A 12,554-nucleotide genomic window follows, 5' to 3' on the forward strand; every position below is an offset into this window, starting at 1 on the left:
AATTTTGTATTGTAATGACTTTTAATTATTTTGCTTTTTTAAGGGCTCCGAAGAGAAGACCTGCAACGATTGCACCAATGATAACAAAGACAAGGTAAAGAATTGGAGCACTTGTCAATGCGATAACAAAGATACCACCGTGTGGAGCCATCAATTTAATACCGAATGCTCCGACAAGACCACCAGCCACAGCAGAACCAACCATGAAGCTTGGAATTGCACGAGCAGGGTCAGCAGCACCAAATGGGATAGCTCCTTCTGTGATAAATGAAAGCCCCATGATGATGTTTGTCAAACCTGAGTTACGTTCTTCTTCAGTGAATTTGTTTTTGAAAAGAAGAGTTGCAACAAATACTGCAAGTGGTGGAACCATACCACCAGCCATAACTGATGCCATAGCAACTGAACCACCTGTTGCTACTGATGCAGCAAGAGTACCTGTACCAAAGACATAAGCTGCTTTGTTAAATGGTCCACCCATATCGATAGCCATCATACCACCAAGGATAGCTCCAAGAAGAACTGCTGATGCACCTTGAAGACCTCCAAGGAAGTTGTTCAAACCAGTGTTAATAGCAGCCATTGGAATGTTGACGAACAACATTGCAAAACCTGTCAAGAAGACACCAAGTAGTGGGTAAAGCAAGATTGATTTGATACCTTCAAGTGAACGTGGCAAACCAGCACATGCTTTTTTAACAAGGTTAACTAACCATCCAGCAAGGAAACCACCAACAAGAGCACCAAGGAATCCTGAAGGAGTTCCTTCAAGGTTACCCCAAGCAGCACCGCTTGACGCAATCGCACCAGCTACGAAACCAGCAACAAGACCAGGTTTTTCAGCGATTGAGTAAGCAATGTAACCTGCCAAGATTGGAAGCATGAATCCAAATGCTGCGTTACCAATTGTTTTGAAGTAAGCAGCTGCTTGGTGATATGTACCCAAGTTAGACAATTGATCTTTTGGCACTCCCATGATGTTATCAATCAAGAATGCAAGGGCAATCATGATACCACCACCGATAACGAATGGTAACATTTGAGATACACCACTCATCAAGTGTTTGTAGAAAGCAGCACCAAGGCTAAGTTTTTCACTTGATTCTTTTTCTTCAGTAGAAGAACCCGCTGCAGCCTTGTAAGTATCAGCTTTACCATCAAGAATGATATTAATCAATTCTTCTGTTTTCTTAATACCGTCAGCAACTGGACGAGATACCAATGGTTTACCATCAAAACGTGCCATTTCTACTGCTTTATCAGCAGCAACAATAACACCTTTAGCACGAGCGATTTCATCAGCTGTCAAACGGTTACCGACACCTGAGGCACCATTTGTTTCAACACGAACAGTGACACCCATTTCATCACCTTGTTTGATAAGAGCTTCTTCTGCCATGTAAGTGTGAGCAATACCAGTTGTACATGCTGTCACAGCAACAATAAGTGGTTTGTCATCTGATACTGGGGCTGCTTTAACTTCTTCTTTTGCTTTATTATCTTCTTCTGCGGAGTCAAAAGTTGCGATGACTTCATCAGCTGTTGAGACGTGACGCAATTTATCAGCAAAACCATCTTTCAAAAGGTATTTTGACAATTCAGCAAGAGCAGCCAAGTGAGTATCGTTTGCTCCGTCTGGTGCAGCGATCATGAAGAATAGGTATGTTGGTTGTCCATCCAAGGCTTCATAGTCAACACCAGCAGTAGATTTAGCAAAAAGGACTGTTGCTTCTTTTACAGCAGCGTTTTTGCTGTGTGGCATAGCGATACCATCACCTAAACCAGTTGATGTTTGAGCTTCACGGTTCATGATACCTTGTTTAAAAGTATCAAAGTCAGTGACAACTCCGTGTTCAACAAGGCTTGTAATCATTTCATCGATAACAGCTTCTTTTGAAGTTGCTTTCAAATCAAGAATCATGACATCTTTTCTGAGCAAGTCTTGAATTTTCATAGTTTTTCTACCTCTACTTTTTGATATGTTTCTTTAATGAATTCAGCTGTTGCTAAATCATCTGAGAATGTCGTTGCTGTACCGCAGGCAACACCCCATTTAAGCGCTTCGATTGGGTCACCTGATTTCACGTATTCACCAGTAAATCCGGCAACCATTGAATCTCCAGCACCAACAGAATTTTTAACAGTGCCTTTGATTGGTTTTGCAAAGTAAGCTGCTTCTGGTGTTACTAGTAAAGCACCATCACCAGCCATTGAAATAATAACGTTTTTAGCACCTTTTGCAAGAATTTCGCGGGCGTATTTTTCGATGTCTTCAAGACCGTTCAATTCTACACCAAAGATATCTGCTAATTCGTGATTATTTGGTTTTACTAAAAGTGGTTGGTAGTTTAATGAATCTAAAAGAGTTTGACCTTCAAAGTCACAAACTACTTCTGCACCAGCATTTTTAGCAATTGGAATCAATGTGTTGTAAACTTGGTTACCAAGGCTACTTGGAGCTGAACCTGCAAAAACAACAGTATCTTCACTTGAAAGTCCAGCAAGAATAGCTTTTAGTTCTTCAAGTTTTTCATCTGAAATTTTTGGACCAGCACCATTGATTTCTGTTTCTTCACCAGCTTTGATTTTAACATTGATACGTGTATCTTCAGAAACTTGAACAAAGTTTGTTTTGATACCTTCTGCAGTCAAGCCATCTTCAACAAAACGTCCAGTAAATCCACCGATAAAACCAGTTGCAGTATTATCGACATCCAAACGTTGCAAGATACGACTAACATTGATACCTTTACCACCAGCAAATTTGTCATCGCTAGTCATGCGGTTAACGCTACCAAGTTCTAAATGATCCAAACGTACGATAAAATCGATTGATGGATTCAGCGTTACTGTGTAAATCATACTTCAATTACCCTCGTATTTTCTTTTATTTTTTTCATCAGTGCTCCGCTAGATTGATTGGTAATAATTGTAGCATTCTCAATCTTATCGACCTTGGCAAAGGATACCCGACCGATTTTTGATGAATCTGTAACGATGTATGACTTTCTAGCATTTTCAATCACAGTTCTTTTGATAACAGCTTCTTCCATATCAGGCGTTGTTAAAAATTCCTCATCAATGCCGTTGATACCTAAAAATGCCTTGTCAAAGTTCAACTGCTTAATTTGCTCATAAGCCACAGCTCCAATGCTGGCATCTGTTGATTTTTTTACATGACCACCAATAATAATGGTCTGAATGTTTTTATCAACCAACTTAGCCGCATGGTGAATCGAGTTGGTTACAACAGTTAAATTGTCTTGGTTCAAATACCCTAACAACAATTCATTGGTTGTCCCTGCATCTACAAAAATAACATCATCATTTGAAATCAAGGATGCTGCTTTTCTAGCCACCAGCATTTTTTCTTGAATGTTTTTGATAGATTTTTGTTGATTGGTAAATTCCTCTTGGAGAGAGTGAGGAAGTTCTGCTCCACCGTGTACTCGGTGAAGTTTTCGCTCACTTTCAAGCTCATCTAAATCCCTGCGAACAGTGGATTCAGAGGTATCTAGCAGGCTCACTAAATCATCTAGCCGAACAAACTTATCATGCGAAAGTTTTTCCATGATTAACTGCTTTCGTTTAGACTTTAGAATCCTCGCCACCTCCTTTTGAAATCGTTTACAGTTAGAATTATACTATATTCCCGGTCAATGTCAAGCACTTTCTATCAAATTCTATCATTTTTCCTTTAGGTCGTCAATTTTCTGAAAATCTTCCTGAGAATTTCAAAAAGCCTTGCAAGAATCGTTCTTACAAGGCTTTCTTTTTTATTCATTGATTAATGATGTTGAGTGAACAACACGGTTATCACGGTCAGGGAAGATATACTTAATCGCTTGATTAATCGCTGTTGGTGCTTCACCAAAACCAGTCGCAATCAAATCAACCTTACCTTCATAGTCAGCCGCATCACCAATTGCGTAAACACCTGCTTGACTTGTTTCAAACAATGGTGACACCGCAATACTTGAACGTTTGTAATCCACGTTCCAATTTTTAAGGTTTTTATTCGATGTTGAGAAGCCAAAGCTTACAATCAAAGCATCGAGTGGCAATTCAATCGTTTCATCAGATTTCACTTTTTGAACTGTTAAGCTCTTAACAAATTGACCATCACCAGAAAGTTCAAATGGCACATAAGGTGTCAAAATGTTCACGTTTGACTCTTTCAAAACTTCTACACTGTGTTCATGAGCACGAAAAGCATCACGACGGTGCACAATAGTTACACTTTTAGCCAAGCCATCTAAGTGATTTGCCCAGTCAACCGCTGAGTCACCACCACCACAAATGACCACATCTTTACCAGCAAATTGGTCAAGTTTGTGAACATTGTAGAAAAGGTTGTTGTCAGCGTAAGCTTCTTCACCTTCCAAACCAAGTGTACGAGGGGCAAAAGCACCATTACCACACGCAATCACGATGGCACGTGAAAAATGTTGACCTTTATTTGTTTCGATAATGAAAATATCACCATCTTTTTCAAATGTTTTGACTTCTTCTTTAAGGCAAATAGCTGTGCTATCTTTGAAACGATCTAGTTGCTTGATCAGATTTTCAGTCAAATCAGCTGCTGTAATTCCAGGAAAACCAGCAACGTCATAAATCATTTTTTCTGGATAAAGAACTGCAGGTTGTCCACCAAGTTCGGATAAACTTTCAATGATTTTCACCGAAACGCCACGCAAACCAGCGTAAAAGGCTGCAAACAAACCAACAGGTCCACCACCAATGATGGTAATATCATAGATTTCACGATTTTCTGACATTTATATTTCCAACTCCTTGTATATTTCTTCAATAATAGACGATTTATAGACAATGTATTTATCAATATCTTTAGGAAATAGCTTTGCTGCTTCTTCTTTTACCTCGCCATAAGCCAAAACAGCCTCAGGATGACTACGCAAATAATCACGAAAAGCAAGATGACGCTTCAGTTCAGGCGAATTTTCAGGGCAAACATAAAGGTGATGAACTTGAAGATGCTCTTTGCCTGAGTAAGTAAAAGCTTCTCTACCTTCAATCCCTAAATTTCCCTCATGAACATAACCAATCACTGCTAATTTATGAATTACCTCAGACAAATCCGTGTCTAAAGCAATCACCAAATCAATGTCAATAATTGGCTTTGCCGAAAGCCCTTGAACAGAAGTACTTCCCACATGTTCTATTCTAAGAATTAAGTCGCCTAGAGCAGCTTTAAGCTCTTTGGCAATCTTCTCAAAATCATCCTTCCAACTTTCCTGATAAGAAAGAACAAGAACTTCCTTCGTTCGCATAAAACCTCCCTAAAAATAAAGAGACATACAGCCTGCATGTCCTCTATTATATCACATATTCTATTCTTGCGCGTCTTTCTCCTTGAGAATCTTGCGGAAAATAGCCTCTTCTTCTTTTGTAAAAGCATAACCTTCCAACAAATCTGGTCGACGCTCTAAAGTCTTGCGAAGACTTTGTTCAATTCGCCATTTGCGAATATTTTCGTGGTGACCACTCATCAAGACATCAGGAACTTTCATGCCACGGAAGTCATAAGGACGAGTGTATTGCGGAAACTCAAGCAAACCAGATGAGAACGAATCATCTTGGTGACTGGCTTCTTTTCCAAGCACATTTGGAATCAAGCGAACTGTTGCATCCACAATAGTCATCGCTGCCAATTCACCACCTGTTAAGACAAAATCTCCAAGTGAAATTTCATCCGTTACTAAAGTCTTGATTCGTTCATCATAACCTTCATAGTGACCACAGATAAAAATCAACTCTTCTTCTTGCGCCAATTCCTCAGCATAACTTTGATCAAAAGTACGACCCGCTGGATCCAAAAGGATAACACGAGGTTTTTTCGCATCAATTTTATCAATCGTGTCAAAAATAGGCTGTGCACGAAGCAGCATTCCTTGTCCACCACCATAAGGTTCATCATCCACGTGACGAGCTTTTTCAGCATTATCACGGAAATTATGATAGTTAATGTCAAGCAGTCCTTTTTCCTTAGCTTTCCCGACAATAGAGTATTCTAAAGGCGCAAACATTTCAGGAAAGAGCGTTAAGATATCAATCTTCATCATCAAGTCCTTCCAAAATATCCACATCTACACGATTGGCAGCAACATCGACATTTAAAACGACTGGTGGAATGTATGGTAATAGCAAGTCACGTTTACCTTTACGTTTAACCACCCAAACATCATTTGCGCCAGGTTGAAGAATTTCTTTGACTTGTCCGACTAAAACGTCGTTTTCATAAACATCAAGCCCGATAATTTCATGATAGTAAAATTCACCGTCTTCAAGCTCTGACAAGTTTTCTTCAGCCACTTTCAAAGTGCAACCTTTGTATTTTTCAATATCATTGATATGATACATGCCTTTAAACTTGATAATATCAAAATTCTTTTGTTTACGATGACTAGCAATCTCAACATCAATCAAGAAATTATCTTTATCATCAAAAACAGCTAATTTTGAACCCTTTTTAAAACGTTCTTCAGCAAAATCAGTTACTGACAACACACGCATCTCACCTTGAAGACCTTGTGTATTGACGATTTTTCCAACATTATAGTAATTCATTTCAACTCCACATAACTTAGTCTTTATCATTTTACCATAAAAATGGCAAAGAAAAAACCAGCTGCCACGCTGCAACTGGTCAAGATAGTCCGTACGGGATTCGAACCCGTGTTACCGCCGTGAAAAGGCGGTGTCTTAACCCCTTGACCAACGGACCATATTAAAAAACCTTTGAGGTTTACTGGGGTAGCTGGATTCGAACCAACGCATGAGGGAGTCAAAGTCCCTTGCCTTACCGCTTGGCTATACCCCATAAACAACATAAATTATTCTATCGCAATTTCACTTGCTTGTCAATAGTTTTTTGAAACTTTTTTAAATCTTTTTTTCAAGACTTTGAAAAGTTCCTTGCCGATTTACATCTCCTAAATCAGCACAAGAAATATTCTATCATAAAGACTACTATTTGAAAACCCCTTTTTTCAATTTTTTAACTTTTTTTCAAAAAAATACCTTTTACCCGAAAAATAGTCAAAACTAAACTCTAAAAACAAAAAGAAAAAGGGCAGCTAATTGCTACTCTTCTCCTTTTTCGTCAATAACGAGTCTTACTTTTTTACCTTGAGTTGGTACCGAATAGACAATCGATCTTATCGCTGTAATGGTACGACCTTTTTTACCGATAACACGACCGATGTCCTGTGCATCCAAATCAAGATGATATTCTAAAAACTCAGGTGTATCTTCAATTTTAATGGTAAGATTATCTGGTTGTGAAATCAAAGGTTTCACAATAGCGATAATAAGATTTTCAATGGTATCCATAGGCTTAGTTTACTCTATTATTTTGAGAATTTTGAATCGTGGAATTTTTTCATAACGCCTTCACGTGAAAGGATGTTACGAACTGTATCTGAAGGTTGAGCACCTTTAGACAACCATTCAAGAACACGTTCTTCTTTAAGTGTTACTTGGTTTTCTTCGATAAGTGGGTTGTAAGTACCAACTGTTTCGATGAAACGACCGTCACGTGGAGCACGTGAATCAGCTACGTTGATACGGTAGAAAGGTTTTTTCTTAGAACCCATACGAGTTAAACGGATTTTTACTGCCATTAGTACAAAGTCTCTTTTCTATTTTTTTGTTTAGGTTAATAGCTCTGCTACTAACTCACTTAATTTATTATATCATAAAAAGATAAGGTGTCAAGAAAAAAACTTGACACCTTTTAAAATTTTTTCAATTGATCAATTAAGCTCAATCACACCGTAATGAAATTTTTGGTTTGATCGCACAAATTGCTTAAAACCGTAGGTTTCAAAAACCCTGTCCCTAAAATGAGCTTTAATGATAATTTTCTTTCTTGCCACGCGCTTTCCTTCTCTCAAAAATTCTTCTGAAAAAGCCGTGTCGTTAGCATATTGACGTAGTCCATCTAAATTTTTAGATTCTGTGATTCTTTCCGAAAACATTGGATCACAATAAATCACATCAAAAGAATTATCTGGCAATTTTTTTAAATAAGCTAAATTCTCCGCACAAACCGTGTGAATCGAGCGCATAGCTTTATTTAAAGCTTCTGAATCAGACTGATAATGCTGTAACCCCTCTGATACAATAAAATGAATGATTGGATGGCTTTCCACCGCTGTGACAGTGTGGCCCGCATAAGCCATGACAATGCTATCACTTGCTAAGCCCATCGTGCTATCAAGAATTTGCAAAGGTTCTTTTCCCAACAAATCAACTAAAGCATCATGCGAACTCTTAATACGTAACATTGCAGTATCTGGATGAAATACAAGCTCACTTCCATCTTGGTTAACCAAGCAAAGCTTAGTTTCATAAACCAGAAGCACTCCTTCTCTTCCCTTTAAAAGCTTTGTTACTGATTGCTTTTGCCGTTTGATGACAGGCAAAGAAAGCTTCTCTCCGATTATTCTTGCTCTTTTTAATAAATCATCATTTTCCCTTAAACTCGTTGTAATTGCAATAGTCATATATCTATTATAACAAAATCAAAGCAAACTTCTGATAAATTGCCCACCGTAAATCCAGAAGTAACTAAAAGCAACGATTGAAATCGGCTTGCAAAGTAAAATAATATAAAGGAATCGTTTAAAAGACATCTTAGATAAACCTGTAATCATAACCAAAATATCAGCTGGCGAGATTGGTGAAGCCATATTCAGCGCAAAAACTGTTTCATAGGTTGATGAAGCCAACTTTTGCTCATATTTTGCATAAGTTTGCTCATCAATAAAGAGCATGATGAATGGTTTGCCATAGCGACGCGTTAACAAGAATAGAATGATACTTCCAATGACTATTCCAACATAATTTAAGATAAAGCCTAGAATAGGTCCAAAAGCCATAAACCCTACAACTGTGGTCACTCCCCCAGGAATAATTGGAATTACAACTTGAATGATTTGTAGAAGAAGAAAGGCGAAACTTCCGAGAATAAGATGACCTTTTAGAGCTCTTGTTAAGGCATCAGGATCATTTAAAATATCCAAATTCTTAAACAGATAAACTAAAAACAGAACCGTTAAAACAATTGAAAAAATTCCTAGAAATTTAACCAGTTTTTTTAAAGCACCATACATCATATCACCCTTTATTTTTATTTGTTACTTTAAAACCATTATACAAGGGTTACTCCTATTAAACAAGAATTCTTATAACTTTCTCACTATTCATAGCGAAGAGCTTCAATTGGGTCTAGTTTACTTGCTTTATTAGCCGGCAAAAGTCCAAAAACAACACCAATTATTGCTGAGAAGATAAGACTTCCTAAAGCAATGTTTAATGAGATTGATGGTTTTACATTTGGAATACTATTCCCAATAAGGTGCGTTAAACCAGAAGCTAGAGCAAGACCAATTAATCCACCAATAATTGTCAAAAGCATTGATTCAATCAAAAATTGTGTCAAAATCTTTTGACGGGTTGCTCCAAGGGCTTTTCGTAAACCAATTTCTCGTGTACGCTCGGTAACAGATACCAACATGATATTCATAACCCCAATACCACCAACTAGAAGAGAAATACCTGCGATAGCACCGATAACTGCTGTCATCATGCTATAAGCAGAGCTGACTTGAGAAATAACTTGTGACATGTCAAAGATTGTAAAGCGACCAGTTCTCACCCCTGACAATTGCGTCAAGAGACGAGCCGCTTCTTTTCCGACTTTTGTAGTTTGTTTGACGTCTTCAACATGGACAAATGCCGCTTGAACTTCATCCACATTAAACTCTGCAGCTAATTGAGTATTGGTCATGACAGCATTACCGCCAGATTGCATACCATATTGCTGAGATCCAGCATTTGGATCTTTATAAACACCAACAACTAAATAATTTTTTGAACCAATTGACACATGTTGGTTTAAGGCATTTTCATTGCTACCAAATAATTTAACCGCAAGCTTGGTATCCAGCATGACAATGCGGGAGAATCGACTGTAATCGCCAGTTTCAAAGCTTCGCCCTGCAAGAACTTTGTATTTTTTAACCGTAAAGTAGGTTCTGTTAACTCCTGTTATGTTAACATTTTTTGACTTTTTCTGATTGCCCTCAACTGTTGACGTTGTACCATTGGTTAAATAATAATTTTCAACATCTGGCAGCTCACTGGTAATTTTTTGCAACCATTCTTCTTTAATGGCTGGTCCTTTATCAGCATCTCTAGGATCTTCATCATCAAAAACATCAATATCGTCAGTCTTTTTAGTTGTGTAATAGAGCTGAACATCTTGGCTGTCTGAAGCGAACATATTAGTAACTTGATTAGTCATTCCTTGCCCCAAAGCCATGATAACCACAACTGAAGCTACACCAATAATAACCCCTAAAGTCGTCAGAAACGAACGCATCTTGTGCCCCATAATTGAACTTAGGGCGAATTTCCAATTTTCCATTATAATCCTCCCCTAATCAATTCTGACACTTTCTGTCGTGTCTCGTGTAATCTCACCATCGCGAATAACAATTTTTCGTGTAGCAAAATCAGCAATTTCAGGTTCATGCGTAACCATAACAATTGTTTTTCCTTCACGATTAAGCTCAGTCAATAATTGCATGATTTGGTCACTTGTTTTGGTATCAAGTGCACCGGTTGGCTCATCAGCAAGGATGATTGATGGATTATTCACCAAGGCACGCGCAATAGCCACACGTTGTTTTTGACCACCTGATAACTCTGATGGCAGATGTTTCATGCGTTCGCTGAGCTCAACTTTTTCCAAAAATTGTTTGGCTAATTGACGTCGTTTTGACGAATTTACCCCGGCGTAAACAAGCGGAAGCTCAACATTTTGCAAAGCAGACAATTTTGAAAGAAGGAAAAATTGTTGAAAAACAAATCCGATTTCTTGATTTCTAACTTTGGCTAATTGCTTTTCTTTGAGTTCTTCTACTTGTGTTCCATTTAAACTATAATCACCTGTGGTTGGTTTGTCTAACAAACCAATGATGTTCATTAGAGTTGATTTACCAGAACCAGATGGACCCATAATTGCTACGAATTCACCTTCATGGACTGTCAAATCAATTCCTTTGAGGACATTAAGCTCTTGGTCACCATTACGATAGGATTTTACGATATTACTTAGCTGAATTAATGCTTTTTTCTCATCTTTCACTACTTACTCACCTCTTATTTTTCTGTTGTAGCGGCATCTTCAGTAGTGACTTTATCTACTTTCTCACCATTCTTCATTGATTTTTCAGGGTTTGAAATAACTGTTTGTCCGACTTCCAAACCACTTAAAATTTCTTGTTGAGAAGCATCTGCATTACCAACGGCTACTTCAACTTTGCTGATTTTCTTAGTCGCTTTATCGTAAACCCAAACAAATTTCTTGTCACCTTCAGATACAAGAGCATCAACAGGAACTAATTTGTTTTTATTTTCGTTGACAACTTCCACAGAAACTGTAAAGCCTTGTTGAAGATTTGCTGTGTCTCCAGTCAAATCAATCTTGTAATCATATGAAGCTGCACTGTTTGATGAGCCATTTGATTCAGAAGAGGCTGTTTGATTTGGATAATTTGAAATATATGAAATCGTACCTGTCCACTCTTTATCAGGATATACTTTTGATTTGATTTTAACATTTTGACCTGTTTTAATATTTGCTAAATCATACTCTGTCAATGTCCCTTTAACTTGAAGTTGACCTTCAGTAGCAACATGGACAAGAGTTTGACTATTTTTAGATGCTGGATCAATGTCGTTATTTACTTCAACAACTGTACCAGACACATCGCTAGTAATGATTGTTTCATTTAAAGCTTGTTGCGCTTTATTCACTTCTGCTTGTGCATCTGCGTAAGCATCATTCAAGTCTTGTAATTGTTGATTGTAATCTTCTGTTTGTTGAGCAGTTGGTTGCTGCGTAACTGTCTTTTCTTCACCAGTTTCGTCATCAGTCGTTGTTGATGTTGTTGGAAGATTACCGTATTTTTTCAAATGGTCAATCTGGCGTCCAACTTTATTAAGACCACGAACAGCTGTATCATACGCAGCTTGAGCTGTGGTTGAGTCATATTGAACCAATTGTTGACCAGTTGTAATTTGATCTCCTACAGCAACAGTTGCCTTAGCTGAGCTGCCTTTACTGCTATCAAAATAAACATACTGCTCTTGAAGAGCCTTTACTTGTCCCGTTAAGAGTGTTGTTGATGAAACCGTTCCTTCTGTTACTTTTACAGCTTTATAAGAAGCTTCAGCGTTCGCAGCTTTTGCTTTTGATTGTTGCACAAGCATTAAGCCTCCACCTGCAAGAACAAAGAACGCTGCCGCTGCACCAATCATCACCTTAGTTTTTTTTGACATACTTGATTTACTTCTTCTAGACATAATAATCCTCATATTCTTTCTTGTATAGTTGTATCACTCAGATAGAACAATTATACATTTTTGATATTTTACTGTCAAGAACAAACCTGACTACTATCTTTATCAAATATTATAGAAGTTTTTTAGCATTGCAATCTTACAAGTTTGTAAGAGAAAAA

Annotated in this window: 14 protein-coding genes and 2 tRNA genes; all 16 read right to left on the bottom strand. The window is 37.8% G+C overall.

Translation table 11 applies throughout. From position 1 onward, the window contains the following. Positions 1-25 precede the first annotated feature (25 nt). The 16 genes from BMX18_RS01085 to BMX18_RS01160 all read right to left on the bottom strand — a co-directional run bounded on the left by BMX18_RS01085 (position 26) and on the right by BMX18_RS01160 (position 12,396). Positions 26-1,954, bottom strand: a complete 1,929-nt coding sequence (locus BMX18_RS01085; RefSeq protein WP_093814700.1) for a PTS fructose transporter subunit IIABC — start codon at positions 1,952-1,954, stop codon at positions 26-28. Further along, complete coding sequence (gene pfkB / locus BMX18_RS01090; protein ID WP_074602206.1) at positions 1,951-2,862, bottom strand: 1-phosphofructokinase; 912 nt, start codon at positions 2,860-2,862, stop codon at positions 1,951-1,953. The genes BMX18_RS01085 and pfkB overlap by 4 nt, the downstream gene beginning before the upstream one ends. After that, entirely contained in the window at positions 2,859-3,602 is a 744-nt protein-coding gene (locus BMX18_RS01095) for a DeoR/GlpR family DNA-binding transcription regulator (protein ID WP_279347008.1), read from the bottom strand. The genes pfkB and BMX18_RS01095 overlap by 4 nt, the downstream gene beginning before the upstream one ends. Positions 3,603-3,776: 174 nt before the next feature. Beyond that, on the bottom strand, positions 3,777-4,778 hold the full coding sequence (locus BMX18_RS01100; protein ID WP_093814702.1) for an NAD(P)/FAD-dependent oxidoreductase: 1,002 nt from the start codon (positions 4,776-4,778) through the stop codon (positions 3,777-3,779). Continuing rightward, positions 4,779-5,291 carry a GrpB family protein gene (locus BMX18_RS01105; RefSeq protein WP_093814704.1) on the bottom strand — a complete coding sequence of 171 codons (513 nt, stop codon included), beginning with the start codon at positions 5,289-5,291 and terminating at the stop codon, positions 4,779-4,781. It abuts the gene before it with no gap. A gap of 60 nt (positions 5,292-5,351) precedes the next feature. Further along, a complete protein-coding gene (gene trmD, locus BMX18_RS01110; protein ID WP_074561099.1) occupies positions 5,352-6,080 on the bottom strand; it encodes a tRNA (guanosine(37)-N1)-methyltransferase TrmD in 729 nt (242 codons plus the stop codon). Continuing rightward, the gene (gene rimM, locus BMX18_RS01115; protein WP_039696731.1) at positions 6,070-6,588 is read right to left on the bottom strand and encodes a ribosome maturation factor RimM; all 519 of its coding nucleotides are present in this window, start codon (positions 6,586-6,588) and stop codon (positions 6,070-6,072) included. Before rimM ends, trmD begins: the two co-directional genes overlap by 11 nt. A gap of 85 nt (positions 6,589-6,673) precedes the next feature. Next, positions 6,674-6,745, bottom strand: a tRNA-Glu gene (locus tag BMX18_RS01120). Between the two features lie 24 nt (positions 6,746-6,769). Further along, positions 6,770-6,841, bottom strand: a tRNA-Gln gene (locus BMX18_RS01125). 263 nt (positions 6,842-7,104) lie between these two features. Further along, positions 7,105-7,353, bottom strand: coding sequence for a KH domain-containing protein (locus BMX18_RS01130; protein WP_003065320.1), 249 nt, complete (start codon positions 7,351-7,353; stop codon positions 7,105-7,107). A gap of 17 nt (positions 7,354-7,370) precedes the next feature. Next, positions 7,371-7,643 carry a 30S ribosomal protein S16 gene (gene rpsP, locus BMX18_RS01135; RefSeq protein ID WP_039696730.1) on the bottom strand — a complete coding sequence of 91 codons (273 nt, stop codon included), beginning with the start codon at positions 7,641-7,643 and terminating at the stop codon, positions 7,371-7,373. Positions 7,644-7,775: 132 nt separating this feature from the next. Continuing rightward, positions 7,776-8,528, bottom strand: a complete 753-nt coding sequence (locus tag BMX18_RS01140) for a class I SAM-dependent methyltransferase (protein ID WP_093814706.1) — start codon at positions 8,526-8,528, stop codon at positions 7,776-7,778. Between the two features lie 18 nt (positions 8,529-8,546). Further along, positions 8,547-9,137 carry a TVP38/TMEM64 family protein gene (locus BMX18_RS01145; protein WP_074560398.1) on the bottom strand — a complete coding sequence of 197 codons (591 nt, stop codon included), beginning with the start codon at positions 9,135-9,137 and terminating at the stop codon, positions 8,547-8,549. An 86-nt stretch (positions 9,138-9,223) separates the two neighbouring features. Beyond that, positions 9,224-10,453, bottom strand: a complete 1,230-nt coding sequence (locus tag BMX18_RS01150; RefSeq protein WP_093814708.1) for an ABC transporter permease — start codon at positions 10,451-10,453, stop codon at positions 9,224-9,226. 12 nt (positions 10,454-10,465) lie between these two features. Further along, a complete protein-coding gene (locus tag BMX18_RS01155) occupies positions 10,466-11,176 on the bottom strand; it encodes an ABC transporter ATP-binding protein (protein ID WP_074602221.1) in 711 nt (236 codons plus the stop codon). Positions 11,177-11,190: 14 nt separating this feature from the next. After that, positions 11,191-12,396, bottom strand: coding sequence for an efflux RND transporter periplasmic adaptor subunit (locus tag BMX18_RS01160; RefSeq protein ID WP_093814710.1), 1,206 nt, complete (start codon positions 12,394-12,396; stop codon positions 11,191-11,193). Positions 12,397-12,554 lie beyond the last annotated feature (158 nt).

This window comes from Streptococcus sp. 45 (assembly GCF_900108865.1).
Taxonomy (GTDB): domain Bacteria; phylum Bacillota; class Bacilli; order Lactobacillales; family Streptococcaceae; genus Streptococcus; species Streptococcus ruminicola.

Excerpts from the sequence above, each read along its gene's own strand:
- BMX18_RS01085 (WP_093814700.1), bottom strand. The coding sequence starts at position 1,954 with ATGAAAATTCAAGACTTGCTCAGAAAAGATGTCATGATTCTTGATTTG.
- pfkB (WP_074602206.1), bottom strand. The coding sequence starts at position 2,862 with ATGATTTACACAGTAACGCTGAATCCATCAATCGATTTTATCGTACGT.
- BMX18_RS01100 (WP_093814702.1), bottom strand. The coding sequence starts at position 4,778 with ATGTCAGAAAATCGTGAAATCTATGATATTACCATCATTGGTGGTGGA.
- BMX18_RS01105 (WP_093814704.1), bottom strand. The coding sequence starts at position 5,291 with ATGCGAACGAAGGAAGTTCTTGTTCTTTCTTATCAGGAAAGTTGGAAG.
- trmD (WP_074561099.1), bottom strand. The coding sequence starts at position 6,080 with ATGAAGATTGATATCTTAACGCTCTTTCCTGAAATGTTTGCGCCTTTA.
- rimM (WP_039696731.1), bottom strand. The coding sequence starts at position 6,588 with ATGAATTACTATAATGTTGGAAAAATCGTCAATACACAAGGTCTTCAA.
- BMX18_RS01130 (WP_003065320.1), bottom strand. The coding sequence starts at position 7,353 with ATGGATACCATTGAAAATCTTATTATCGCTATTGTGAAACCTTTGATT.
- rpsP (WP_039696730.1), bottom strand. The coding sequence starts at position 7,643 with ATGGCAGTAAAAATCCGTTTAACTCGTATGGGTTCTAAGAAAAAACCT.
- BMX18_RS01140 (WP_093814706.1), bottom strand. The coding sequence starts at position 8,528 with ATGACTATTGCAATTACAACGAGTTTAAGGGAAAATGATGATTTATTA.
- BMX18_RS01145 (WP_074560398.1), bottom strand. The coding sequence starts at position 9,137 with ATGTATGGTGCTTTAAAAAAACTGGTTAAATTTCTAGGAATTTTTTCA.
- BMX18_RS01150 (WP_093814708.1), bottom strand. The coding sequence starts at position 10,453 with ATGGAAAATTGGAAATTCGCCCTAAGTTCAATTATGGGGCACAAGATG.
- BMX18_RS01160 (WP_093814710.1), bottom strand. The coding sequence starts at position 12,396 with ATGTCTAGAAGAAGTAAATCAAGTATGTCAAAAAAAACTAAGGTGATG.